Source organism: Pseudomonas sp. GW822-FHT02G04, from assembly GCF_058802085.1.
Genome location: NZ_JBXANU010000001.1, coordinates 114,944 through 138,530, shown reverse-complemented (window position 1 = coordinate 138,530; position 23,587 = coordinate 114,944). Strand labels below are relative to the sequence as shown.

Annotated in this window: 30 protein-coding genes; 11 read left to right on the top strand and 19 right to left on the bottom strand. The window is 58.1% G+C overall.

All coding sequences use genetic code 11. From position 1 onward, the window contains the following. The first annotated feature begins 100 nt into the window (after positions 1-100). From AC1RO5_RS00700 to AC1RO5_RS00690, 3 genes are read left to right on the top strand one after another with little or no spacing between them, the layout of a single operon-like run. Complete coding sequence (locus AC1RO5_RS00700) at positions 101-1,285, top strand: acetyl-CoA C-acyltransferase family protein (RefSeq protein WP_019649225.1); 1,185 nt, start codon at positions 101-103, stop codon at positions 1,283-1,285. A 16-nt stretch (positions 1,286-1,301) separates the two neighbouring features. Then, the gene (locus AC1RO5_RS00695) at positions 1,302-2,153 is read left to right on the top strand and encodes a 3-hydroxybutyryl-CoA dehydrogenase (protein WP_493171846.1); all 852 of its coding nucleotides are present in this window, start codon (positions 1,302-1,304) and stop codon (positions 2,151-2,153) included. Next, positions 2,140-2,784 carry a TetR/AcrR family transcriptional regulator gene (locus AC1RO5_RS00690; RefSeq protein ID WP_493171844.1) on the top strand — a complete coding sequence of 215 codons (645 nt, stop codon included), beginning with the start codon at positions 2,140-2,142 and terminating at the stop codon, positions 2,782-2,784. Before AC1RO5_RS00695 ends, AC1RO5_RS00690 begins: the two co-directional genes overlap by 14 nt. Before the next feature lie 164 nt (positions 2,785-2,948). Here the strand turns inward: AC1RO5_RS00690 and AC1RO5_RS00685 are convergent, their stop codons facing one another. Next, positions 2,949-3,257, bottom strand: coding sequence for a cupredoxin domain-containing protein (locus AC1RO5_RS00685; RefSeq protein ID WP_493171842.1), 309 nt, complete (start codon positions 3,255-3,257; stop codon positions 2,949-2,951). Positions 3,258-3,271: 14 nt separating this feature from the next. Next, complete coding sequence (locus AC1RO5_RS00680; protein ID WP_493171841.1) at positions 3,272-4,240, bottom strand: metallophosphoesterase family protein; 969 nt, start codon at positions 4,238-4,240, stop codon at positions 3,272-3,274. 151 nt (positions 4,241-4,391) lie between these two features. On the opposite strand from AC1RO5_RS00680, the gene AC1RO5_RS00675 reads away from it, so the two are divergent. Continuing rightward, the gene (locus tag AC1RO5_RS00675; RefSeq protein ID WP_493171839.1) at positions 4,392-4,904 is read left to right on the top strand and encodes a sigma-70 family RNA polymerase sigma factor; all 513 of its coding nucleotides are present in this window, start codon (positions 4,392-4,394) and stop codon (positions 4,902-4,904) included. Then, complete coding sequence (locus AC1RO5_RS00670; protein WP_493171837.1) at positions 4,897-5,640, top strand: anti-sigma factor family protein; 744 nt, start codon at positions 4,897-4,899, stop codon at positions 5,638-5,640. The genes AC1RO5_RS00675 and AC1RO5_RS00670 overlap by 8 nt, the downstream gene beginning before the upstream one ends. 204 nt (positions 5,641-5,844) lie before the next feature. Here the strand turns inward: AC1RO5_RS00670 and AC1RO5_RS00665 are convergent, their stop codons facing one another. Next, on the bottom strand, positions 5,845-6,420 hold the full coding sequence (locus AC1RO5_RS00665) for a hypothetical protein (protein WP_493171835.1): 576 nt from the start codon (positions 6,418-6,420) through the stop codon (positions 5,845-5,847). A 619-nt stretch (positions 6,421-7,039) separates the two neighbouring features. Here AC1RO5_RS00665 and AC1RO5_RS00660 point away from each other — a divergent pair. Further along, positions 7,040-8,197, top strand: a complete 1,158-nt coding sequence (locus tag AC1RO5_RS00660) for an HBL/NHE enterotoxin family protein (RefSeq protein ID WP_493171833.1) — start codon at positions 7,040-7,042, stop codon at positions 8,195-8,197. 78 nt (positions 8,198-8,275) lie between these two features. Here the strand turns inward: AC1RO5_RS00660 and AC1RO5_RS00655 are convergent, their stop codons facing one another. The 3 genes from AC1RO5_RS00655 to AC1RO5_RS00645 form a co-directional block, all read right to left on the bottom strand. Then, on the bottom strand, positions 8,276-8,755 hold the full coding sequence (locus AC1RO5_RS00655; RefSeq protein ID WP_493171831.1) for a hypothetical protein: 480 nt from the start codon (positions 8,753-8,755) through the stop codon (positions 8,276-8,278). A gap of 476 nt (positions 8,756-9,231) precedes the next feature. Beyond that, positions 9,232-9,537 (bottom strand): hypothetical protein, encoded by a 306-nt coding sequence (locus AC1RO5_RS00650; RefSeq protein WP_493171829.1) that lies wholly within the window; start codon positions 9,535-9,537, stop codon positions 9,232-9,234. A 158-nt stretch (positions 9,538-9,695) separates the two neighbouring features. Next, positions 9,696-9,890: a hypothetical protein gene (locus AC1RO5_RS00645; protein WP_019649233.1), complete on the bottom strand. Its 195-nt coding sequence runs from the start codon at positions 9,888-9,890 to the stop codon at positions 9,696-9,698. 189 nt (positions 9,891-10,079) lie between these two features. On the opposite strand from AC1RO5_RS00645, the gene AC1RO5_RS00640 reads away from it, so the two are divergent. After that, positions 10,080-10,274, top strand: coding sequence for a hypothetical protein (locus AC1RO5_RS00640; protein WP_493171826.1), 195 nt, complete (start codon positions 10,080-10,082; stop codon positions 10,272-10,274). A gap of 279 nt (positions 10,275-10,553) precedes the next feature. On the opposite strand, the gene AC1RO5_RS00635 is transcribed toward AC1RO5_RS00640, so the two are convergent. The 3 genes from AC1RO5_RS00635 to AC1RO5_RS00625 all read right to left on the bottom strand — a co-directional run bounded on the left by AC1RO5_RS00635 (position 10,554) and on the right by AC1RO5_RS00625 (position 12,551). Then, a complete protein-coding gene (locus AC1RO5_RS00635; protein WP_493171824.1) occupies positions 10,554-10,889 on the bottom strand; it encodes a hypothetical protein in 336 nt (111 codons plus the stop codon). A 92-nt stretch (positions 10,890-10,981) separates the two neighbouring features. After that, a complete protein-coding gene (locus AC1RO5_RS00630) occupies positions 10,982-11,218 on the bottom strand; it encodes a hypothetical protein (RefSeq protein WP_493171822.1) in 237 nt (78 codons plus the stop codon). 106 nt (positions 11,219-11,324) lie between these two features. Beyond that, positions 11,325-12,551: an RtcB family protein gene (locus tag AC1RO5_RS00625; protein ID WP_493171820.1), complete on the bottom strand. Its 1,227-nt coding sequence runs from the start codon at positions 12,549-12,551 to the stop codon at positions 11,325-11,327. A 91-nt stretch (positions 12,552-12,642) separates the two neighbouring features. On the opposite strand from AC1RO5_RS00625, the gene AC1RO5_RS00620 reads away from it, so the two are divergent. Together AC1RO5_RS00620 and osmE are read left to right on the top strand one after the other, a co-directional pair. After that, positions 12,643-12,882 carry a hypothetical protein gene (locus AC1RO5_RS00620; RefSeq protein ID WP_007941947.1) on the top strand — a complete coding sequence of 80 codons (240 nt, stop codon included), beginning with the start codon at positions 12,643-12,645 and terminating at the stop codon, positions 12,880-12,882. Positions 12,883-12,893: 11 nt separating this feature from the next. Next, a complete protein-coding gene (osmE, locus tag AC1RO5_RS00615) occupies positions 12,894-13,262 on the top strand; it encodes an osmotically-inducible lipoprotein OsmE (RefSeq protein ID WP_493171818.1) in 369 nt (122 codons plus the stop codon). A gap of 246 nt (positions 13,263-13,508) precedes the next feature. Here the strand turns inward: osmE and AC1RO5_RS00610 are convergent, their stop codons facing one another. Then, positions 13,509-13,712, bottom strand: coding sequence for a DUF2188 domain-containing protein (locus AC1RO5_RS00610; RefSeq protein ID WP_493171816.1), 204 nt, complete (start codon positions 13,710-13,712; stop codon positions 13,509-13,511). Positions 13,713-13,934: 222 nt separating this feature from the next. On the opposite strand from AC1RO5_RS00610, the gene AC1RO5_RS00605 reads away from it, so the two are divergent. After that, entirely contained in the window at positions 13,935-14,297 is a 363-nt protein-coding gene (locus AC1RO5_RS00605; protein ID WP_493171814.1) for an NUDIX hydrolase, read from the top strand. Positions 14,298-14,300: 3 nt separating this feature from the next. Here the strand turns inward: AC1RO5_RS00605 and AC1RO5_RS00600 are convergent, their stop codons facing one another. The 9 genes from AC1RO5_RS00600 to AC1RO5_RS00560 all read right to left on the bottom strand — a co-directional run bounded on the left by AC1RO5_RS00600 (position 14,301) and on the right by AC1RO5_RS00560 (position 22,476). Then, the gene (locus AC1RO5_RS00600) at positions 14,301-14,999 is read right to left on the bottom strand and encodes an alpha/beta hydrolase (RefSeq protein ID WP_493171812.1); all 699 of its coding nucleotides are present in this window, start codon (positions 14,997-14,999) and stop codon (positions 14,301-14,303) included. Between the two features lie 40 nt (positions 15,000-15,039). After that, positions 15,040-15,813, bottom strand: coding sequence for a 1,6-dihydroxycyclohexa-2,4-diene-1-carboxylate dehydrogenase (locus tag AC1RO5_RS00595; RefSeq protein ID WP_493171810.1), 774 nt, complete (start codon positions 15,811-15,813; stop codon positions 15,040-15,042). 24 nt (positions 15,814-15,837) lie between these two features. After that, positions 15,838-16,851 (bottom strand): benzoate 1,2-dioxygenase electron transfer component BenC, encoded by a 1,014-nt coding sequence (gene benC / locus AC1RO5_RS00590; protein WP_493171808.1) that lies wholly within the window; start codon positions 16,849-16,851, stop codon positions 15,838-15,840. Between the two features lie 10 nt (positions 16,852-16,861). Next, positions 16,862-17,350 (bottom strand): benzoate 1,2-dioxygenase small subunit, encoded by a 489-nt coding sequence (gene benB / locus AC1RO5_RS00585; RefSeq protein ID WP_493171806.1) that lies wholly within the window; start codon positions 17,348-17,350, stop codon positions 16,862-16,864. Then, complete coding sequence (benA, locus tag AC1RO5_RS00580; protein ID WP_493171804.1) at positions 17,347-18,711, bottom strand: benzoate 1,2-dioxygenase large subunit; 1,365 nt, start codon at positions 18,709-18,711, stop codon at positions 17,347-17,349. The genes benB and benA overlap by 4 nt, the downstream gene beginning before the upstream one ends. A 249-nt stretch (positions 18,712-18,960) precedes the next feature. Further along, positions 18,961-19,920: an AraC family transcriptional regulator gene (locus AC1RO5_RS00575; protein WP_493171802.1), complete on the bottom strand. Its 960-nt coding sequence runs from the start codon at positions 19,918-19,920 to the stop codon at positions 18,961-18,963. A 113-nt stretch (positions 19,921-20,033) separates the two neighbouring features. Beyond that, positions 20,034-20,963 (bottom strand): catechol 1,2-dioxygenase, encoded by a 930-nt coding sequence (gene catA, locus AC1RO5_RS00570; protein WP_018927994.1) that lies wholly within the window; start codon positions 20,961-20,963, stop codon positions 20,034-20,036. 51 nt (positions 20,964-21,014) lie between these two features. Next, a complete protein-coding gene (gene catC / locus AC1RO5_RS00565; RefSeq protein WP_007936026.1) occupies positions 21,015-21,305 on the bottom strand; it encodes a muconolactone Delta-isomerase in 291 nt (96 codons plus the stop codon). Positions 21,306-21,315: 10 nt separating this feature from the next. After that, positions 21,316-22,476 carry a muconate cycloisomerase family protein gene (locus AC1RO5_RS00560; RefSeq protein ID WP_493171799.1) on the bottom strand — a complete coding sequence of 387 codons (1,161 nt, stop codon included), beginning with the start codon at positions 22,474-22,476 and terminating at the stop codon, positions 21,316-21,318. 129 nt (positions 22,477-22,605) lie between these two features. On the opposite strand from AC1RO5_RS00560, the gene AC1RO5_RS00555 reads away from it, so the two are divergent. Next, positions 22,606-23,493, top strand: a complete 888-nt coding sequence (locus tag AC1RO5_RS00555) for a LysR family transcriptional regulator (protein ID WP_493171797.1) — start codon at positions 22,606-22,608, stop codon at positions 23,491-23,493. Positions 23,494-23,587 lie beyond the last annotated feature (94 nt).

The following is a 23,587-nucleotide window of genomic DNA, read 5'->3' as shown; positions in this document are numbered from 1 at the left end:
CAAAAAACGCCATCACCCTTGAACAGTTTTGGCATAGGCCAGTGGCGCTGCTGATTCTAGACTTGTGACCAACAAAAAAGACCTGTTCGAGAGAGCCAACATGAACCATTCCGATATTTTTGTAGTGAGCGCCGTCCGTTCTGCCATCGGCAGCTTTGGCGGTTCACTCAAGGATGTGCCGCCTATTCAGTTGGCAACCGACGTTTGCCGCGCCGCTATCGAACGATCAGGCCTGGCGCCCGAACACATCGGTCATGCGGTGATGGGACATGTGATCCCGACCGAGGCGCGCGATGCCTACATCTCCCGGGTCGTGGCGATGAATGCCGGCCTGACGAAAGAAACCCCGGCCTTCAACGTCAACCGCCTTTGCGGTTCGGGCTTGCAAGCGATTGTCAGTGCCGCGCAGAGTTTGATGCTGGGGGATGCGGGCGCTGCGCTGGCCGGTGGCGTCGAGTCCATGAGCCGAGGCGCGTACTTGTTGCCGCAGGCGCGCTGGGGTGCACGAATGGGCGACATGCAGGCCATCGACTACATGCTTGGGGCACTGCAAGACCCGTTTGCCGGTTTCCATATGGGGATCACTGCTGAAAATATCGCCGAGCACTATGGCATCACACGTCAGGTCCAGGATGAATTGGCGCTTCTCAGCCAGCAGCGTGCAGCTCGGGCGATTGCCGAGGGGCGTTTTTCCGGGCAGATCGTGCCGATTGAAATAGCGACCCGCAAAGGAACGGTTTCGTTTGCGACGGATGAGCATGTAAGGGCTGAGGTCAGTTCCGAGCAATTGAGCGGCATGAAACCCGCCTTCAAAAAGGACGGCACCGTCACCGCCGGCAACGCGTCTGGTCTCAATGATGGTGCCGGCGCACTGATCATGGCCACCGGCCAAACTGTTCAGGAACAAGGCCTCAAACCCATGGCCCGACTGGTGGGTTATGCCCACGCAGGCGTTGAGCCCTCAATGATGGGACTGGGACCGATTCCCGCCACCCGCCTGGTACTCAAGCGCGCCGGTCTGACCGTCGCCGACCTTGATGTGATCGAGTCCAACGAAGCCTTCGCTGCCCAGGCCTGTGCCGTAGCGCAAGAGCTGGGTTTCGATCCACAGAAGGTCAACCCCAACGGTTCGGGCATCTCGCTGGGCCATCCGGTGGGCGCCACTGGCGCGATCATCGCCACCAAAGCCATTCATGAACTGCACCGCTGTCAGGGCCGTTATGCCCTGGCGACCATGTGCATTGGCGGCGGCCAAGGCATCGCCGTGTTGTTCGAACGGGTTTGATCACAAGGACATGCACATGAACCTACAGAACATTGGCGTTATCGGCGCTGGCACCATGGGCAATGGCATCGCGCAAGTCTGCGCCCTGGCCGGCTTCAACGTGACCTTGATCGACATTTCCGAGAGTGCTCTGCAAAGGGCAATCGCGACCGTCGATAAAAACCTTGATCGGCAGGTCGCCAAGGACACGCTGACCCCAGAGCAAAAGCTCGCTGCCCTCGACAAGATTCGCACCAGTACCGATTACAACAGCCTGCAAAGCGTGCAACTGGTGATCGAAGCCGCCACCGAAAACCTCGATCTGAAACTGCGCGTGTTGCAGCAGATCGCCGCGCAGGTCAGCGCCGAGTGCGTGATCGCCTCCAACACGTCGTCGCTGTCTATCACCCAACTCGCCGCCAGCGTGAGCCAGCCCGAGCGCTTCATCGGCCTGCACTTTTTCAACCCGGTGCCGGTGATGGGCCTGATCGAAGTGATTCGTGGCCTGCAAACCAGCGATGCCACCCACGCCCTGGCGCTGGACATGGCAAAAACCCTCGGCAAGACCGCGATCACCGCGGGCAACCGTCCGGGATTCGTGGTCAACCGGATTCTGGTGCCGATGATCAATGAAGCGATCCTGGTGTTTCAGGAAGGCCTGGCCAGCGCCGAAGACATCGACGCCGGCATGCGCCTGGGCTGCAACCAACCCATCGGTCCGCTGGCCCTGGCGGATCTGATCGGCCTGGACACCGTGCTGGCGATTCTTGAAGCCTTCTACGACGGCTTCAACGACAGCAAATACCGCCCCGCCCCGCTGCTCAAGGAAATGGTCGCCGCCGGTTACCTGGGACGCAAAACGGGGCGCGGCTTCCATGCCTATGCATGAGCGCTGCTCACGCTTCGCCGAGTACCGGGACAAAGTCCTGGAACTGTTCGCCAGCAAGGGTTTCGGGCAGGTCGGCATGCGGGAACTGTCGACCTGCCTGGGGCTCGCTCCCGGCTCGTTGTATTACCATTACCCGAGCAAACAGCACTTGTTGCTTGACCTGATCGAGGAGTTCTACGAAGAACTGTTGGCAACCTTGGGGCGCATTGAGCAACAGGCGCCGGCAAAACGCGACAGGCTCAACAGCCTGATCCGCGCCCACCTGAATCTGCACCAGGAAATGCCCTGGCATTTTCGACTGGCGGAGCGCGACAGCGGCTGCCTGAACGAGGAGCAGCAGGAACAGATTCGCCACTTGCGCGAGCAATACGAACTCAAATTGCTGCTGATGCTCGGAGCCAAACCCCGCGCGAGCGAACCGGCGCAACGGGCCGCGGGTCGAGCCATTGCAGCCTTGCTCAACAGCGCGCCCAGTTGGCTGATGCAATATTCGCTGGATGAACAAGAGCGCGATAATCTGATGGAAAACATGCTGAGTGGCGCCATCGAGCGACTATTGGCGCCAAAGACGCGTAATTGGGTGACGACTGCCAACGCGGGCGACAGTACGCAGCAGCCAACTACAAAATAATAAGCCTGAGCGGCTCTTCCTCAAACTGCGTCGCCAGCAGATTCTGTACGACAAAGCCCCGATTATTCGGGGCTTTGTCGTTTCTGGGGATACCTGCTGAGTGAGCCGGCAGACGTCGGAACTGTCGAAGGCTGCGGTCTTTATACCTTCCAGCGCCCTTCTGTTTACTGGGTGACCACAATCTTCCCGATCATCTGCGGGTGCAGCGCACAAAAATACTCGAACTCTCCCGGCGTATTGAACACCCAGGAAAAACTGTCATTCGTATCCAGCGCCCCCGAGCGAAACACCTTGTGGGTTTCTGCCACCGTGTGCGGAATCTGGTCGTCATTCACCCACGTCACTTTGGTGCCCACGGCCACGGTCAAATCCTTGGGTGCAAACATGAACTCCTTGATATCGATCTTCACCTCCTGAGCCCACGCCGGCATCGACAGCATCACGCACACCACCGCCAACAGTCGCGTTTTCATCTGACCGCCCTCCCCTAGACCAGTGTCGAATCAATCAGCGCCAGCGGATGATCGCCCTGTGTCGCTCGCACATCGGTGATCCCCAGATAATTGCGCAACTGATCGGCAGCCACTGTCATCGGCCCCGGTGCCGGCGCCGCACCCGGTGCAGGTTGCGGATAAGCCGTGCCACGGGCGGTGTGGAAGGTGATGTTGCCTTCGACCTTCTGGATGACCTGATGGATGTGCCCGTTCAATACCGTCACTGAACCGTACTTGCGCAGCATCGCAATCGCCTGATCACCATCCTCGGTGCCCCAGCCCCAAGGCTGATAAATCGTCCACAGCGGAATGTGGGTAAACACGACAATGGGTGTACTGGTCGTCACCGCCCGCAAATCATCGGCCAGCCAGGCCAGTTGATCGGCGCCAAGGGTGGCTTCATGGCCGGCCTGGAAGTTGAAGACGTTTACCAGCGCGATGAAATGCACGCCGTGGTCATCGAAGCTGTACCAGCCATTGCCTTTGGTGCCCTTGCCGTAACGCTCCAGGTAAAGCTTGCCGCCGCCCTCGTCGAGGGTGTCGTGTTCACCTGGCACGTAATGCACGGTGGACGGCAGGCCCTTGAGCAATTGTGCCGCAGTGTCGAATTCCTCAGGCTTGGACAGGTGCGTGATGTCGCCGGTATGCAGAATCAGCGACGGCGGTTTTGGCAGCTTGATGACCTTGTCGATCGCCACCTGCAATGTCTTGGCCGGCTCCGGGTTGGCTTCCTTGTTGAAGCCGATGTGCGAGTCGCTGATCTGCACGAAGTGAAACGTGCTGGCCAGTGCCTTGGGGTCGGCGACGTTGCCTGCCTCATCCAGCGCAAAGGCCCGGGGAATGCCGCCGCTCAGGGCCCAGATGACCCCTGCTCCGGCCCACGCCGAGCACTTGAGCAGCGTTCGGCGGTCAGGGTTCAGCAAGCCGTCGGTGCGCACTGGGGGTTTTGATTGAATGTCCATCGGTATGTCCTCGCAAGCGGACTACAGTGATGTAGCTGACACGAGGTAAACCTTGCGGGACGAGTGTTTATTCCGCGCTGGAAAAAATTCTTTTCAGGGAATAAAAGACGACGCATCACGGTTATAGGGGTGTGACGGTGCGGAAGCCACTATGAAGCGATTTGAGGACCTGATTGCGCCCCATCTGGACGCCGCTTACAACCTCGCGCGCTGGCTCACTGGCAACGACAGCGCCGCACGCGATGTCGTGCAGGAAAGCGCCCTGCGCGCCTTCAGGTTTTTGCAGCGTTTCGCCGATGGCAACGCCAAGGCCTGGTTTCTGACCATCGTGCGCAACGAAAGCTACACCTGGCTCAAAGCCTCGGCCGGGCGCCATTGGGTTGCTTTCGATGACGACATTGGCGATGACGAAGGGGCACTGAGCCATAGCCAGACCCCGGAATTGCTGGCTATTCACACGGAAAACGCGGCGCTGATCCAGCAAGCGCTGTGCGCCCTGCCGCCGGTATTTCGTGAGGTGATTGTGCTGAAAGAACTCGAAGACATGCCTTACAAGGACATCGCTTTGGTGGTCGATATCCCCATCGGCACCGTCATGTCGAGACTGGCCCGGGGGCGCGCGATGCTCAAGCTCGAACTACTGAAGTTGCACGATCATGAATGAACTCGACTGCACGGTTTGCCAGACACGACTGCATGGCTATCTGGATCAGGAACTCGATCCTGCGGCGGCTGCGGATGTGGCTGCGCATCTGGCCGCATGCGCCGAGTGCGCGCGGCTGCATGATGAGGTGAAACTGCTGAAGGTCAGTGTGAAGCGCCAGGCGCCGTATTACCCGGCGCCGGCATCGTTGGCGGCCAGCGTGTTTGCCACTGGTGCTCCCGCGACTCGCGCCGTCGAGCGCTGGCAGAAATGGTTCGCACCGACGTTTTCCGCGGCGGCGCTGGCCTTGGCGATGGTGCTTTATGTAATGACGCCGGGCAGCGAACAACCGCTGATGGACGAGGCTGTCTCCAGCCATGTCCGCTCGTTGATGGGCGAGCATCTGAACGATGTGGTGTCCTCCGACCGTCACACCGTGAAACCCTGGTTCACCGGCAAACTCGACTTCTCGCCGCCGGTATTCGATTACTCGGCGCAGGGGTTTCCATTACTGGGCGGACGGCTGGATTATCTGCAACACCAGACCACGGCAGCCCTGAGTTACGGGAGGGCCAGGCACATCATCAATGTGTTTATCCTGCCCGTGCCGGAGGCAGACAAGCCGCGGCAGACCCAGACGATTCGTGGCTTTAACGTGGTGTCCTGGCAAGTCAACCACATGCGCTTCGTGCTGGTTTCCGATGTGGAGAAAAGTGAACTGGAGGCGTTCAGCCAGTTGCTCAGGGACGGTGCCTGAAGGGAGCACGGTTTCACGTGCGCCGTCATTCTCTCTGTCGAGAACAATCAAAAATAGGTGCTCACCCAACCAAGGCCTGGCTCTCCGTGCCTGGTAAAGAGCCGAAGTTGGGTGAGCGGTGAAAACTTTATCGAGAGTTGCGCCCTGTGTCCCGAACACAATTCTGAATAAACCTGAACAGCCTGCGTCCGGCATAATCAGGTTTTACTCACTGCCAGTGCGCGACCACTCATCATCCATGGCACCCGCTGTGCTGGCGACTATCCACGCCACTGCACAAGCCACTAACGAGAACGCGGCAAAAGCCCCCATCACATGCAAGTAAGGCAGCACGTGATTCCACGCTCGAGCCACCCCCAGGAATGCGGCAAATAACCAGCCACTCATAGAGAGCGCGCCCAACAGTGCAAGGCGAGTCCGGGCGCAGCTGTGTAACAAAACAAAGGGAGCCTTCTGCAGCAGCGGAAAACCGATCCGATGCAACAAAGCGCCGTTGAGGCTAAGCAGCACGACAACACTCACCTTGGCCCAGAGCTTTTGATTGAGCAGATACGCGGTCCCCTCATAGAGGTAACCCTGGAGCACCAGCAGCAAGCCACTTCCCCAAAGAGCCAACAGCGCGAGCGTGACGATTTTTTGAGTCTCGTCGAGATACTCACGTTGCACCTGGCTCAACACATCCTTGCGCCAGTTCCATAGCTTTTGATCTGCCTGCAGCACCCTCCCCAGAGCAATACAGGTGGCAATCAGATGACCGTACACGAGTAGCATTTTGAGCATTACCTGGACCTTATTTTTATGTGGGCAATGCACTCCCTCGCACCCTTGATTTGAAACGAAATGATACAGATTCATATTTGTATCAAGCAAGTTACAAATTCAACCATCCATCCGGAGCCGCTTTTTTCCTCGCAGGGCTGTCCGCCCTTCTCGACACCGAACATGCACATGCACTCAATCACGTCCCCCGGCTCCTGCACGCCCATGCGTTTGGTGCTGGCTCGAGCATCGTGACCTCGCCGTTACCGGTCCCCCTGTGCATGAAATTGGAGATGTATAGGTATGTTCAGGACGAACAACTACCATTTGTATAACTACAACTGTCATCAATAGAAACTCAGATTGTCAGCGCCAAAAAACCGACAAACACAAACCCTTCGATAAAATCCTCATTAACTGATTGTTAAAACGTGCAGAACAGATCTGCACTAATAGCAAGCGCAAAACAACATAAGCCACTACCTTGCCACCATACTAAAGCATGCTTAACTGTGCTGCACCTGCAGCGCCAGCCTTCATATAGTTGCGTCGGCTGCCTGAGGTTAAGCAAGCACTATTGCTAAAGTACTAATCGTTCGATCTGTGCAACTCATCAATTGGTAACATCAGGAGATTCTACATGGACGCGCAAAAGAAGTTGTTTTTCCCCTTCGCCCTGAAACCCGTACCGAACGTCACGAGTATCGCAAACTTACAGAGCTCGCCGCCTACTTTCGCTGCCGGATCCAACGACCCTTTGCCGATTGATCAACAGTTGGCCAATGCTTTCAATGCCAACAATGCTGTCATGGCGTATGTGTTAGGTATCGGCAATACGACACTACCGACTATCTCCCCTTCGCCAACGTGGTACAGCACATTCCAAACAGCTTTCAGCAACGCACAAATCCACGCCAACGGGTGGTATCCGATTGCGGCTAACTTGGTGAGCATACCCAACTCCATTGCAGGATACGGCATTGCTTTCAACGTCAGCATGTCGACCATCAATTCATTGGTCAGTGTATTGCAGTCCGATCCTACCAACGCCGCTGCGATTGCAGCGTTGAAAACACAATTCAGCCGCTTGATCTCTCAGATTCGCTCTTACACGCAAAGCGCCGTGACGGTCCAGCAGACCATTACCGAGTTCAGCAATACCTTGGCATCCGATGCAACAGTGCTTTCAACGGCTGTAAATGACTCGACTAGGGAGCAACAAGTAGATCAGCAGAAAATTGCTGAGTTCAAGGCACATATCGCTTCGCTACAGTCTGAAATCAGTCATTGGCAAACTGTTGAGACGGCAGCAGCCATTGCGGCGGGTGTTGCATTCTTTGCAGGTGCTGTTATCGCCATTTTCTCGTTCGGAATTGGGCTGGCATTCGGGATCGTTTCTGCCGCTGCCTTGATTACTACGATGGTGATCGCTTCAAACAAGGTTCAAGCGTTGAAGAGTCAGGTGGAGGCTGACAACAGCAATATGAATGCGGTTACGCGGCAGGCTGCAAGCCTGGCTGTACTGAACGATCAAATCAATGCGCTGATCGCACTTTCCCAGGCCGCAAGCACCCAGATTGCCCTCGTCCTGCAGGTCTGGCAAGAGCTGGAGTCCGAACTGAACACAGTCCTGACGGACCTGACCAACTGCAGCGGCAACGTCACTGACTTGAACCTCAGCGAGCTTCAGCTGAATCTGAACGCGGCCAATCAGGATTGGCAGACATTGGTCGGGCTCTGCAATACGATTGCCTCTATCACCTACAATCAGGCAACTCCGCCCACCGCCAATATCTAACGAACGGCCATCGATAACCGGATGAAAATGGATAGGGTCACTCACCCACGAAGTGGATGAGTGACCCTAAAAATCAAATCAACCAAACCATATCGATACGATTATTCGGTCATTATTCAGTTCAATATTGCAACGCTCCGGCCTCCAGTCCTTAGTCAGTGCATCACCTGTTTCATAGACTCGAAGAGAGTGGCCCACCAATTGAGCAATTGTCTGTGGTTGCGCCGAAGTGAGTGAGCCAATCAGCTGACCTATATTCAGTTCTTCCGGCGACATTGACCTTACATGGCCGTCTTCTAGCCGAAGAAACCCTTCCGTCCCACGAAAACCATGTTGCAGTATGTACCAGCCCTGAGTTGTAATTTCAAAAGCGTTGTAACCTCCGGTCGGAAAATCGCACACTTCCGGAACGACCCGACTCCCGACTTTCTCTCCGATAATGTTGTTGGAACCTATCAAGCTACTTAGCTCGGCTCTCGCTTCGGCAAGTGGAGTTCTGCGAGATTCTTTATCGCATTGAATTGTGCCATCAAGCTTATAAACCCATACGTTAGACATTGTTTTCTCCTTCCCTAAGTTTGCTCTCCTCATAAGAGCACTCACCCAATGGCACACTACTTAGGTTGCTAATCAAAATGCAAAACACCAGCATGCTATTCGGTTGATTCAGCATAGTTGAAGAAATACTGCGCAAGCTCCTGTTGGTCGGAAGGATTGGCTGTTTCCAGTTCCGATATATCAGGAAAATCGCTGTATCGGAAATTACCGACGTTGGCGAGGCGACTGTTTTGCGTGGAGTGGCACAGGCTCATTAAGTAGTTGGGTAATGGGCTGTTCAAGCGTTCATCATGATCACGCGGATATACGCAACCACAACGACCGAATACACCTGTCATCGCACGGATGTACCCAACCTCTGTAGGCGCTGACGCAGCCTGCGATCTTTTGGCGATGTTGCAGGCTCACGAAGACCAGGATCAAAAGATCGCAGCCTTCGCCAGCGCCTACGGAGGTTGAGTACGACCGGGCGGAATCTAATCCGACGTCAGCGGCTGCCTGGAGCGACTCGGCGCGATGGCCGACTTCTCCCCGGTGTCGCGATGCAACAAGGCAACGTTGTAGTCATAGCGGGATATCAACGGCACCGGCTCGTCATTGCGGGACATCTTGAGCCATTGTCTTGTGCGCTCGATGTCAAAGGATTCGTTCCTGCCCTTCATTTTTTTAATAAGGTTGGCCGAGACCCTGAAGCGTCCACAGCCAGCCGAGCATGCAATTTCTGACCAGTCTTCAGCCACATGAACAGTGTTAGAGACAGCGTGACAAATTAAGCACTTCATGTTCGATCTCCGTATCCATGAATTACCAACTGTAGACGATCCACGAACAAAGAACTCAGCGCCCAAAAAAAACCAGATCAGTCCATCGCGCCGCCTGCCCAGGTGACCTGTCAAAGGGGCGATAAGTGAAGAGCCCGGCGCACTGGCCGGGCTCCGTTTTATCTTCTGTTTTCAAGCATCTTGTCGGCGAGCGCTTTGGCCCTTTGGATCAGCAGTTTTTGCCTGTCTTCGTGGGTGGTTTCTCCTACCACCGGTGCCGTCAGATGGCTTTCGGCAATCAGCGCAGCACAGAAATATTGGTCCCAAACAGTGCTTTGCTCCGACGCCTGTCTAATCGTTTGGTCGGCGATCATATGCGGCTCCTTTTGATGAGGTAGCTTTGTCATTTTACGCCCGAATCGCGAACAACTTGCGTCGATCAAGATAGTCGGCACCTTATTGCAAGGACGATCACTGGCGACAACTCATTTCCTCGACTAGGATTTTTATCGCACAGGATTTCGCCCACTGTGGTGTCGGGCGACTCAATCAGGGAGAGATAGATGACGCCTACTCGTATTTGCGAACAAACCTATCGTGGCTGGTCCAGCCCCATCTTGCTTGAACTCAAGGAGAGAGAACATCAACTGGATCCTTCGGCACGCCAGGCCCTGCAAAACGTCCTGGTCGAGAGAAGGCTTATAAACACCGGCAATCCTTCTGGCAGTGATCGGCGCAAGGCTGATCCGGCCGGGTAACAACAGGCAGCAATAGCTCTTACCCACCTCATTACCGACGCTGCTGGCGCTCTGCCGGCAGCGTGCTTGTCAGCAATCGCCAAATTCCAGACAAAAAAAAGCCCAGGCAGCTGATGGACGCCTGGGCTTTAAAAATGCATAAACCGTGGTGGTGAACGCAGGGCAATATTACCCAATCAATTGATCTGTAACAAGATATTTTAACTCACCATCCAGTTACTAAATCTCGCAACCCATTAAATATCCACACTTTTTTTGAGTCATCTACTGAAGAAACCGTTACAAACAATCCCGGACAGCCTGGCGCAACGCTCCTGACTTGGCCCATGGCGGCCCTTGGTAAAGCGATACCCGGCTGCCATCCTTCGACTTCACGATATCCAGAATTTCGTCAGCTGTGATGACGCTCGGTGCAGTAATCCGATAGCCATTGGAAATCGCGGTTTGCGTCGTTCCAGCAATCTCCTGACGCCACAACGGCAACACACACCCGGCATATTCCTTGGGCGCCTTATCGCTGTATTTGCTGACATTGGGCTCACCGGGCACCAGGGATGTGGGCAATGAACAGCCCGCCAACGCAGCCACCGCTACTCCCGCTATCAACATCCGCATGATGCTTCCCTATCCTGAAAAACGGGAAATGTAGCCTGTACTTACGCAGACATCCAGCAAACGCTGGGGCTATGCCCCTATCATAAGAGCCTTTATACAGAAGCCTCGCCCTGCCCCGGATCGGCCCCCGAGCCGGGATCGACATACGAACTCGCATTCAGATACTTCATCCATCGCTCGTACGCTTCATGCTGCCACTTCGTAACCCGCTCCCATTCCTCGCCGCTGAGCTGATGGGCCGAAATCAGCCTCATCATTTCGGTGGTGGCCGCGTCCAGGTCAACGATCAGTTCATGCGCATGGTGTCTGAAATCATCAGTCGCCGTCATTTGAGATACCTCGCCCCAGCGAATAGATCACTACCTCAATACGACAGCAGAGCTGTTCGCTTCCGTTGATTTTCCCGACCAGTGGAAGCACTTTCCATCCCTATCCCTATCCCTTCACGCACACCACCTGCCGCAAGGTGTGGAGCACTTCCACCAGATCACGCTGGGCGTACATGACTTTGTCGATGTCCTTGTAGGCCATCGGAATCTCGTCGATAACTGCAGCGTCCTTACGGCATTCCACATGAGCGGTCGCGCGGATCTGGTCGGCGACGGTGAAGGTGTTTTTGGCTTTGGTACGGCTCATGGTGCGACCGGCGCCGTGGCTGCAGGAACAGAACGATTGCTCGTTGCCCAGGCCGCGAACGATGAAGCTTTTGGCCCCCATGGAACCGGGAATGATCCCCAGTTCGCCCTTCTGCGCCGAGACCGCGCCCTTGCGAGTGACCAGGATGTCCTCGCCGAAGTGCCGCTCTTTCTGTACGTAATTGTGGTGGCAGTTCACGGCCTCCAGCGCGACCTCGAAGGGTTTGCGGATCACTTGCCGCGACGCGTGAATCACCGCTTGCATCATCAAGGCACGGTTCTGCCGAGCAAAGTCCTGAGCCCAACCCACCGCTTCGACGTAGTCATCAAAGTGCCGGCTGCCCTCCTTGAAATAGGCCAGGTCGCGATCCGGCAGGTTGGCGATGTGCTGACGCATGTCAGCCTGGGCCAATTGAATGAACAGGGTGCCGATGGCATTGCCCACGCCGCGAGAACCGCTGTGCAGCATGAACCAGACACGATTGGCCTCGTCCAGGCAGACCTCGATGAAGTGATTACCGGTACCGAGGGTGCCCAGATGATGGCGGTTGTTGGTGCTGGCGAGTTTCGGGTACTTGTCGATGATCGCCTTGAACCGTGGGTTCAGCGCCGCCCAGGCCTGATCGGCCTGCTGAGGAACGCGCTCCCAGGCGCCTTCGTCACGGCGACCACGGCTCAACGTGCGGCCATGGGGCACGGCCTTTTCAATGGCAGTGCGCAGACCGTGCAGGTTGTCCGGCAAATCGGCGGCGGTCAGCGAGGTGCGCGCGGCGATCATGCCGCAGCCGATGTCCACGCCCACGGCCGCCGGAATGATCGCGCCCACGGTGGGGATCACGCTGCCGATGGTGGACCCCTTGCCCAGATGCACGTCCGGCATCACCGCCAGGTGCTTGAAGATGAACGGCATCTTCGCGGTATTGATCAGTTGCTGCCGGGCTTCGCTTTCAACTGGCACGCCTTCGGTCCAGAGTTTGATCGGCTTGCCGTTGGCGACCTCCAGCAGTTGGTAGACAGGTTGTTGCATGATTTTGACTCTCTTCGGATCAGACGAACATAACGCTCCATCGAGGTAAATGGGATTACTATTTCGTAGCGGGGAATTGCAGGAGGTCATCATGTGGCTTAACGAATATGAACAGCAACTTCGGCGTGACCTGCAAGGCGTGGCGTCGGATCTGCGGTGGTCGGCGGTAGAGCTTTTGCGCATCGCCGAGCAGTTGCGCCAGGCCGGCAATGATGTGGACGCAGAGGCAACGCTAAGGCTGTGTGCGTTGTTCCAGGGCGATGAAGAACGCCTGTCGGGCTATGCTGAAGAAGTGAAAGCTAAAACCATCACCCGAATGAAAGCTCATTAGAGAGCACTGTCATGAACAAGCCTCTATGCGCGCTGATCGCCGTGCTGGCGGCGACAGGTGGCTGCAACACCGAATCACATATCTACCGGGACCAACCGCTGGTCGCCAAGGTCGAAACCGGCATGACCAAGGATCAGGTCGAGAAGATTGGCGGCAAACCGCTATCAATCACGGACCGCACGGTGGAACCTGGCACCTGCTTTGATTACAAACTGACCCAGGCCGGCCATCAGCAGCCGTACAACGTCAGCTTCGACGGCAGGGGCCAGGTCGACCATAAAAGCTTCATGACCTGCGCGGAATGGAGCCGTGTCCAACAAAAAGCCAGAGAGTACTCCCCCTCCACGGGCGGGATGGGCGGCGGCAGCGGTGGTTACTGACCGACGATCTTACAGCGCTGAAAAGCCCCGGCGTACCGCGGCTCACTTAAGCGTACTCTTGGGTCATGCCTACCTTTGTGGCGAGCGAGCTTGCTCGCGCTGGGCTGCGTAGCGGCCCCAAAAATCTGACAACCATACCGATTTTTGTGAGTGCTACGCACTCAAGCGGGAGCAAGCTCCCTCGCCACAGGGTTCTCTGATTCAAGACTCTCTTAAGTGCACAGCATTGCCGGGGCTTCAAGCGCACTATTTGTCTGATTTGTGGCTACGTGACGATCTGACCGATCGGGCTCTGTAGGCAGGAAGTGCAGCCGCATAGGCCAGTGCTTCCTCTCGGCTGCCAAAGGATCCAAGCCGGTCACCTTTGGTGCACACCCGCCAGGGGCCACTGTTCACGCTGAGTACGTCATAGCCGTTCATGTGCATTTTGGTCAGCATCGGAACGCTCATTAGTCACCTCCATTTCGGCAGTGATAGTCCAGGGTCCACTCAGTTACCTTACACCCGACTTTCACTGAAGTGCCGACCAGACGTCGCGTCAGGATTCCGGCAGTTAAATGCACTTTCAACCGCACTGTCGACTCTAACCCTTGAAGCAGACACGTCTGCGGATTGCGGTCTGAATATTGCATTTTTATGACTGTTTTATGACAACCGGCAGTCAGGTAATCCATGAAAGTACGCGCAACCGTCATTTGCGAGCAGGACCGGCATATTCTCCTGGTGCGCAAACTCAGGGGGCGCTGGACCCTGCCGGGCGGAAAAATCGAGCCCGGCGAAACCATCGCGGGCGCGGCCACAAGAGAGCTCTATGAAGAAACCGGGCTCGTGGTCGACGGCCTGCTGTACTTGATGGAGCTGGACACGGCCAGCACCCGCCACCATGTCTACGAAGCGTCGGTCGTAAACCTGGCCGAGGCTCGGCCACAGAATGAAATCATCGAGTGCATCTGGCATCCGCTGAACGCCGTCCAGAACCTGAACACCAGCGACGCCACGCTCAGAATCGTCAGAGCATTTCAGCGTCGCTTGTAAGTCTCAGGCTTTGGCCAGAGCCGTCGCGGCCTTGTCAATGAACCCGGCAATCTCGGCCGGCATCGAGGCCAGCGACGCATGGCTGGCGTTCAGGGTCAGAATCTCCCGGGCGTTCAGCCGCGTCGCCATCCATTGCTGGTTTTGCGGCGCGATCATCCGGTCGTAGGCAGAGACCTGATACCACGACGGTTTGTTCTTCCACGCCACCGTGTTGATGGTGTCGCCAAAAGTGCTGGCCAACGGTGCTTTCTGGGTGATGCCCATGACCAACCCGTCGATGGCCGGCAGATCCTGACAGAAGCTTTCGTGGTAAAGCTCAGGCTTCACCCACAAATAGCCATCGCTGTCGGGGGCCAGGTTCGCGGCCGCTGCCGGTGGGTGCTGTTGGGTAATGCTGCCGGGGCTTTCACCGACGTCCGGGGCAAACGCGGCGATGTACACCAGCCCCACGACATTCGGCTGATCGCCGGCCTCGGTAATCACCGCACCGCCATAGGAATGCCCCACCAGCAGCACCGGCCCCGGCACTTGAGCGACCATTTTGCGGGTGCGCATCGCGTCGTCGGCCAGGGAGGTCAGCGGTATCTCGACCGCGCGGATGTTGGTGTGGCCCTTGTGGATCAGTTCAGCGATGACCTTGTTCCAGTGGGCGGCTCCGCCCCAAAAACCATGGACCAGGACAATGGTGGGTTTATCGCTCATCAGGATGACTCCCGTTCATGGAGGGTGTGTTGCAAACCTGTCAGCCCAAATCGCCGCCACCGACCGGCATGACCATGCCGGTGATGTAGGAGGCTTCGTCGCTGGCCAGAAACAGGATAGCGCTTGCTTGCTCATCCAGCGTGCCGTAGCGCTTCATCAAACTGCTGTCGAGGGTCTGGTCGACGATCTGCTGATACCACAGCTTTTCCTGAGCGCTTTGTTCCGCGGTGTTGCGCGGAATCAGCCGTGGCGGCGCTTCGGTGCCACCGGGGGCAGTCGCATTGACCCGCACGCCACGGCCGGCGGTTTCGAACGCCAGGCATGCGGTCAACGCATTGACCCCGCCCTTCGCCGCACCGTAAGGCACACGATTGACGCTGCGGGTGGCGATCGATGAAACGTTGACGATGGCGCCGTTGCCTTGTTCAAGCATGAACGGCAGCGCGGCATGGCAACACCACAGCGTCGGGAACAATGAGCGGCGCACTTCGGCCTCGATCTGCGACTCTTCATAGTGCTCGAAAGGCTTGGCCCAGATCGTGCCGCCGACGTTGTTGACCAACACATCGAGACGCCCGAAGCGCTCGACGGCGGTGCGCACCACGCGGCTGCATTCGCTGTATTGCTCAAGGTCGGCGGTCAGCGCGAGTACCTGGCTGCCCTGCCCCAGTTCTTTCTGGAGTTCAAACACCAGATCAGAGCGATCGACCAGGATCAACCGCGCACCTTCGGCGGCCATGCGTTCCGCCACACACCGGCCGATGCCTTGGGCGGCACCGGTAATCAGTGCGATTTTTTCGTGGAATCTGTTCATGTATCTCTCCCACAACAGCGCGGATCAGGCCGCGCTGGCGGCAAATTTCTCGAAGTAGAAGTTCGCAGGCGCAATGCCTTGCTCGCGAATGAACTGGCTGACCGCTTCGACCATCGGCGGCGGGCCGCACAGGTAGACATCGACGTCGCCATCGTTCAGATGCCGTGGCTCGATGTGCTGGGTCACGTAGCCCTTGAGCGGGTGCCGGCTGTCTGGGTTGGCCACGCAGGCGCTGAAGCTGAAGTTCGGGATTCGCGCGGCGAAGGCTTCCAGTCGATCCATTTCCACCAGGTCGAAATCGTTGGTCACGCCGTAGATCAAATGCAGCGGATGCTCGCTGCCCTGCTCGGCGATTTTTTCCAGCATCGCGGTAAACGGCGCCAGACCGGTGCCACCAGCCAGCAGCAACAACGGCCGGCGAATATCGCGCAGATAGAAGCTGCCCAACGGTCCGGCCAGGCTCATGCTGTCGCCGGCCTTGGCCATGCCGGTCAGGAAACTGCTCATCAAACCGCCGGGCACGTTGCGAATCAGAAAGCTGACTTCGCCATCACGCTGCAACGAACTGAACGAGTACGCGCGGGTCTGCTCGCTGCCAGGAACCCCGAGGTTCACATACTGCCCCGGCAGAAACGCCAGTTTGCTCAGGGCCTCGCCCTTGATCGACAGCGCGATGGTGCTGTTGGACAGCTGCCGCACGGCGCTGATGGTCGCGTCGTAGCTGGCCTGCCGGGTACGGCAGACATCCGATGAAACCGGCACCCGCACCACGCAATCGCTCTGCGCACGCATCTGGCAGGTCAGGACAAAACCCTGCTGCGCTTCGTCGGCGCTGAGGGCGTCTTCGATGTAGTCCTCGCCCAGGTCGTAGCGCCCGGCTTCGGCGAAACACTTGCAGGTGCCGCAAGCACCGTCGCGGCAGTCCAGCGGAATATTGATGCCCTGGCGGTACGCGGCATCGGCCACGGTTTCACCAGCGTTGGCGTCGATGAACCGGGTGACGCCGTCTTCGAAATTGAACGCAATGGAATGAGTCATGACGGCCGCCTCAGAGGTGGTAAACATCGATGACCTGGCGAACGTAGTCGTTCTTCAGGATCACTTTCTTGGCCTTGATCAGCGGATTTTCACCGCGCACATCCAGGGTGTAGAAACTGCTGCCGAAGTAGCTGTCGACGGTCTTGTAGCGAAAGCTCAGGGTGTGCCAGTTGAAGCGCACCTTGCACAGGCCGTCGGCCTGTTCGATCAGCTCGATGTTGCTCAAGTTGTGCGAGGTGCGGGTGTCCGGCACGCTGGCGCTGGAACGCTCGGTCTTGATGCGGAAGACGCGGTCTTCAAGGCCCGTGCGGTTGCCGTACCAGATCAGCGAGATTTCCCGCTGCGGATCGATGGTCAGTTCGTCGTTGTCATCCCAGGACGGCATCCAGAAAGTTGCGTCCGGCGCGTACAACTCCAGCCAGTCATCCCATTGCTTGTCGTCGAGGTAGCGCGCTTCGCGGTAGAGAAAGTCGCGCACCGCGTCATGGGTAATAGTCATTGCACGGCCTCCACTGCAATCAGTTCGGACTGTTCGGCGGCCAGGGCCTTGAGCATGGTCTGCTGCCAATATTTGTGTTGCAGCACGAACAGGCCTTCGTCTTCGGTGCGCACGCCGCTGAGCAACGGGTGCAGGTCGATTTCCCTAGCCGCGTCATCGGCGCCTTCAATCCAGTGTTCGGCGCCACGGGACATGTCGTTCCAGGTGGTGACGCTGCCCTGATAACCCGTCTGGCAGGAGCGAAACTCTTCCAGATCGTCCGGAGTCGCCATGCCGCTGACGTTGAAAAAGTCTTCGTACTGACGAATTCGGCTCGAACGGGCGTGATCGCTTTCACCTTTGGGCGCGATGCAGTAAATGGTGATTTCGGTGCGGTTGACCGAGATCGGCCGGGCGATGCGAATCTGCGAGCTGAACTGGTCCATCAGGTACACGTTCGGGTACAGGCACAGGTTGCGCGAGTTCTCGATCATCCAGTCGGCGCGGGCCTGGCCAAAGTCCCGGGCCAACTCGTCGCGACGCTCGTACAGCGGGCGGTCCTCAGGGTTGGACCAACGGGTCCAGAGCAGCATGTGGCCCTTGTCGAAGGAATAGAAACCACCGCCCTGCTTGGCCCAGGTGCCGGCACTCATGGTGCGGATGTCTTCGCCGGCTTCGCGTTGTTTGCGCTGGTTCTGGGTGGCGGCGTAGTTCCAGTGCACGGAGCTGACGTGATAGCCGTCGGCACCGTTTTCGGCGGTGAGTTTCCAGTTGCCTTCGTAAATGTAACTGGAGGAACCGCGCAGCACTTCCAGGCCATCGGCGGACTGATCGACGATCATGTCGATGATCTTCGCCGACTCGCCCAGGTGCTCCACCAGCGGCACCACGTCGGCCTTGAGGCTGCCGAACAGGAAACCGCGATAGGACTCGAAACGCGCGACTTTGGTCAGGTCGTGGGAACCTTCGCAATTGAAACTCGCCGGGTAGCCGGCCGCCGCCGGGTCCTTGACCTTGAGCAGCTGGCCGGAGTTGTTGAAGGTCCAGCCATGGAAGGGACAGGTGTACGAACTCTTGTTGCCGGTCTTGTGCCGGCAGAGCATCGCCCCGCGGTGGCTGCACGCATTGATAAAGGCGTTCAATTCACCGTCCTTGTTGCGCGCGATGAAGATCGACTGGCGCCCCATGGTGGTGGTGTAGAAGTCGTTTTTGTTGGGGATCTGGCTCTCGTGCGCCAGGTACAGCCAGTTGCCTTCGAAGATGTGTTCCATCTCGAGGTCGAACAGCCGCGGATCAGTGAACATCTCGCGCTTGCAGCGATAGATACCCTGTTCAGGGTCTTCTTCAAGCAGGGAGTGAAGGTATTCGGGTCGCAGGGACATGGCCGCCGCCTCCATTGTTTTTATTCAGGCAGGGCCATGCTAGGACGTGGGGATGGGGCGGACTATCCGCCGGGTGCAGACCTGTATCCGTTTTGTGCAAAGGACGGTCGGTGGTTGACTGATCGTTCCCACGCTCTGCGTGGGAATGCAGCCCGGGACGCTCTGCGTCCCAAAAGCGGACGCGGAGCGTCCGTTGAGGCGTTCCCACGCGGGAGCGTGGGAACGATCGGTGGGTGGTGTTTGCGAGTTTCAGTGGCGGCGCTTGAGGGTGTCCGAAGGCAACTCGCCGAACTGTTTACGGTAGCTGTCGGAGAACCGGCCCAGGTGCAGAAAGCCGTAATCCATGGCCACTTCCGTGACGTTGCGTACGTTGCAGGTCGGGTCGCTCAGGTTGGCGTGAATGCGTTCGAGCTTCTTCTGCCGGATGTAGTTTTTCGGCGTGTCCCCCGCATTGCGTTCGAACAGCCCATACAGCGAACGCAAGCTCATCCGCGCCTGGCGCGCCAGTTCTTCGCTGTCGATGTCTTGCTTGAGGTTGCAGGCGATGTAATCGACCAGCGCCTCGAACGTGGCCGAGGCTGAACCAGGGTCGGTGCGCATGACGTTGGTTTTCATCAGGCCGAGCATCTTGCTGACCACGATTTGCGCATAGTGCTCCTGCACGCGAGGAATCGGCTCGGCGGCTTCCGCCTCTTGGCAAATCATCGCCAGCAGGCCGACGAAACCTTCCAGTTGATTGAGCTGATAACGGTTCTCCAGAAACCGCACGCCCTGCCCCGGATACCGCCAGCGCTGCTCCTCGCACACCGATTCCAGCAGCCGGGTGGGGACTTTCAGGATGAATTTTTCGCAATCACTGGAATAGGTCAGATCCACCGGATCATCCGGGTTGATCAGCAGCAACTCGCCGGGCGCGAAGTAATGTTCCTGACCGTGGCCACGCCACAGGCAATTGCCGCGCAGCAGCACCTGCAAGTGATAGATGCTGTCCAGCGCGCCGGAGGTAACCCGCACGCTGGCGCCATAACTGATGCGGCACAGATCAAGGCTGGCGAACTTGCGATGATCGAGGCTGGCCAGCGGCCGGCCGGCCCTGGGCATCTGCAGGCAATGGTTGCCGACGTGCTGATTGACATAGCCCGACACCGCATACGGGTCTGCATGGTCGAAGACTCTGCTGCGATGACTCAACAATTGCGCTTGCATCATCGGTTCACTCTCATTGTTGTTATCGGTGGCGCCGCCATTCTAGGGCCGAAACACAGAAGGCCACGAGATAAACGGTCGGTTATCTCGTGGCCCGGTTCGGCTGGTCGAGGGTATCAGTCCTCGAGTGCGCGGACCCGTTCGTGGCGTTGCTGCTCCTCAGGCTGGGCGGACGACTGCAGGGTGAAGTCGAAATCGATTTCGGCAAAGCGCCCGCTCACGCCATGCGCCGCCGCACGCTGCGGATCGTCGCTGAAGGTGATTTTGGCGATCAGTTCGTCACGGGTGGCGTAGGCAAAATCGTCATGCAGGTACTGATCACCGTCGAGGTTGATCTGGGTGGTCAGATGACGATGATCCGGTGCCGAAATGAAGAAGTGAATGTGCGCCGGCCGCTGGCCATGACGGCCCAGTTGATTGAGCAGTTGCTGGGTCGGACCATCCGGCGGGCAGCCGTAGCCCGACGGCACGATGCTACGGAAGCGATAACGGCCCTCAGCATCGGTGACGATCCGGCGACGCAGGTTGAACTCGGACTGGGTAGTGTCGAAGTACGAATAGGTACCGCCGGTGTTGGCGTGCCAGACATCCACCACCGCGCCGGCCAGCGGTTCGCCAGCGGTATTGAACACCCGGCCCTGCATGAACAGAGTCACACCCGGATCGACGCCGTCATCGAGACGCGCTTCGCCTTGCGACAGCGGTGCACCGGCCACATACAGCGGCCCCTCGATGGTCCGCGGAGTGCCGCCAGATTTGCCAGCCTGCTCGTCTTCGGCGTCCATCAACAGGTCGAGGTAATGCTCAAGACCGAGCCCGGCCACCAACAGACCGGCCTCCTGCCGCGCGCCCAGCACGTTGAGGTAATTGACGGCTTTCCAGAATTCTTCCGGGGTCACGGCCAGGTCTTCGATGATGTTCACCGAATCGCGCAGGATGCGGTAAACCAGCGCTTTGACCCGCGGATCGCCGGCCTCGTTGAGCAGGCCGCTGGCCTCTTCGAGAAACTTCTGGACACTGGCGGTGTGGGAAATCTTGACGTTCATGGTGGATCCTCATCTTGTAATTATTAGCGTAGCGAACTGAACAGGCTGGGTTCAGCGGTCATCCTCGCGAATGGAAGAAGGATGCCGGCACAGCGCGTTGACCTCGATGGCCATGTACGGGTAAAGCGGCAATTGCATCAGCAAGTCGTGCAGTTCCTGAACGCTGTCGACATCGAACACGCTGTAATTGGCATAGAGCCCGGCGATGCGCCACAGATGACGCCACTTGCCTTGCTCTTGCAGGCGCTGGGCCAGGGCTTTCTCGTCGGCCTTGAGCTGAGCGGCGCGCTCCGGGTTCATGTCGACCGGTAAATTCACGGTCATTTTTACGTGAAACAGCATGATGCCCTCCTCAGGCTTGATGAACGACAGTGGATGCTGCAGTGGAAACTTTGTCCCGACGGAAAAACGCCAGGCGTTCTTCATCCAGAACCAGGCCCAGCCCCGGTGTTGACGGGACGTGCAGTTGGAAATCGCGGTAGACCAAGGGCTCGCTGAGGATGTCTTCGGTCAGCAGCAGCGGGCCGAACAGCTCGGTATCCCAGCTCAATGTGTTCAGCGTGACGAAGGCATGGGCCGAGGCCAGCGTGCCGATGCCGCCTTCGAGCATGGTGCCACCGTACAGGCCGATACCGGCCGCCTCGGCAATCGCGGCGGTTCGCAGCACCGCGCGCGGGCCGCCGTTCTTGGCGATTTTCAGAGCGAATACCGAAGCGGCGCCCTCCCGTGCCAGGTTAAAGGCATCTTCCACGCATTCGATGGATTCATCGGCCATGATCGGCGCCGGGCTCATGGCATTCAGGCGCACCATGCCGGCGCGGTTATTGCGCGAGATCGGTTGTTCGATCAGGTCGATGCCGTTGGTGCCTAGGATCCGGCAGGCCCGCAGAGCGACTGCTTCGTCCCAGGCCTGATTGACATCGACCCGCACGCTGGCGCGATCGCCCAAGGCCTTTTTGATCGCAATAACATGAGCCAGGTCGCGATTAACCTCGCCAGCGCCGATTTTCAGCTTGAAGATCCGGTGGCGGCGCAGGTCGAGCATTTTTTCCGCTTCAGCGATGTCCTTGGCCGTGTCGCCGCTGGCCAGGGTCCAGGCCACCGGCAATGCATCGCGAACCCGGCCGCCCAGCAGTTCACTGACCGGCAGGCCAAGACGCTTGCCCTGGGCGTCGAGCAAGGCACTTTCGATACCCGATTTGGCGAAGGTGTTGCCACGAATGCTGCGCTCCAGGCGCAACATCGCGGCATTCACGTTGCCGCTGTCCTGGCCGATCAGCAGTGGCGCGAAGTGTTTGTCGATGTTGGTCTTGACGCTGTCCGGGCTTTCGTTGCCGTAGGCCAGGCCGCCGATGGTGGTCGATTCACCAATACCTTCAATGCCATCGGCGCAGCGCAACCGAATGATCACCAGGGTCTGGTTCTGCATGGTGTGCATCGCCAGCTTGTGCGGGCGAATGGTCGGCAGATCGACGATGATCGTCTCGATCGATTCAATGGCTGTTGCAAGCATGTCGCGATACCCGTCAGGTTCTTAAAGTTCTGGAACCGATTCTGGTACGGCTTTTTTCGGGAAGCCAATATAGAATTGGTCTGACTCGATACCTTAAAGGTATTCAACAGATCGGCGTCCGGAGGCCCCATGGAACTGCGTCACCTGCGGTATTTTCAGGTGTTGGCTCAAACCCTCAATTTCACCCGCGCCGCCGAACTGCTGCACATCGCCCAACCGCCGCTGAGCCGGCAGATCCAACAGCTGGAAGACGAACTCGGGGTTCTACTGCTGGAGCGCGGCCGACCGTTGAAGCTGACCGACGCCGGGCGGTTTTTCCATGAACACTCCACCGCCCTGCTCGAACAACTGGGCAAGGTTTGCGACAACACGCGGCGGATCGGCCTGGGCGAAAAAACCTGGCTGGGCATCGGCTTTGCGCCCTCGACACTCTATGGCGTGCTGCCGGAACTGATTCGCCGGTTGCGCAGCGGCGAGCCTCTGGCGCTGGAGTTGGGGCTCTCGGAAATGACCACGTTGCAACAGGTGCAGGCGCTCAAGGCCGGGCGCATCGATGTCGGCTTCGGGCGCATCCGCATCGACGACCCGGCCATTCTGCAGACCGTGCTCACCGAAGATCGACTGGTCGCCGCCCTGCCCGCCGGCCACCCGCTCCTCGCCAGGCCCATCAGCCTTAGGGAACTGGCGAAAGAACCTTTTGTGCTCTACCCCGGCAACCCGCGCCCGAGTTACGCCGACCACGTGATCGCGTTGTTCGAAGCCAGTGGCGTGCACATCAAGGTGGCGCAATGGACCAACGAGCTGCAAACGGCAATTGGTCTGGTGGGGGCGGGAATCGGGGTGACGCTGGTACCGGCCTCGGTGCAGTTGCTGCACCGCGACGATATTGGCTTCACCCCGGTGCTGGAAGACAACGCGACCTCGCCGATCATCCTCAGCAGGCGCGTGGGCGATGTGTCGCCGGGGTTGAATCATTGCTTGCAGATGATCGATGAACTGCTGCCGCGCGACAGTTGAGCCGTAAATGCAATCCGTAGCAGCTGTCGAGCCCCAGCGAGGCTGCGTTCGGCTGCGTAGCGGTCGTGAATCCGGCTAATGCGGTCTGCCTGAT